1 protein-coding gene is annotated in these 478 nt (G+C 53.3%); it reads right to left on the reverse strand.

Features of this window, described 5'->3' with window-relative positions; genetic code table 11:
• Positions 1–478 (reverse strand): reverse transcriptase domain-containing protein (locus Pmgp_RS19410; RefSeq protein WP_243119968.1); only part of this gene is annotated, 478 nt, incomplete at both ends.

Here is a 478-nt window from a genome sequence, read left to right on the forward strand (position 1 = left end):
TCGTCGTCCCTGCAGTAGACAATGCGGGTTTTATCAGGATGTAGTTCCAACCCGCACTCCTCAAACCGTCTCTTCAGACTGCCATGAAGCTTTTCTGCGTCCTCTTTGCTGCGGCAGTGCGCCACTCCATCATCGGCATATCGAGCGAATGGCTTGTCTGGATGATTCCGGACCATCCACGCATCAAACGCATAGTGGAGAAACAGATTAGCCAGAACCGGACTGATGACACCGCCCTGAGGGGTGCCCTTTGTCCGTTCCTTGACCGTGCCGTCTGGCATCTGAAAGGGGGCTTTAAGCCATCTCTGAATATAGAAGATGACCCACGGATTGTCGGTATGCCTACGGACAGCCTTCATTAACAGTTCATGATCAATGTTATCAAACAGGCCCTTGATGTCAAACTCCAGTACCCAATTGTACCGCCAGCATCGCTGCCGGGTGATGGCAAGTGCATCAGCGGCCGACTTTCCCGGCC

Source organism: Pelotomaculum propionicicum, from assembly GCF_004369225.1.
In the GTDB taxonomy this organism is placed as follows: Bacteria; Bacillota; Desulfotomaculia; order Desulfotomaculales; family Pelotomaculaceae; genus Pelotomaculum_B; species Pelotomaculum_B propionicicum.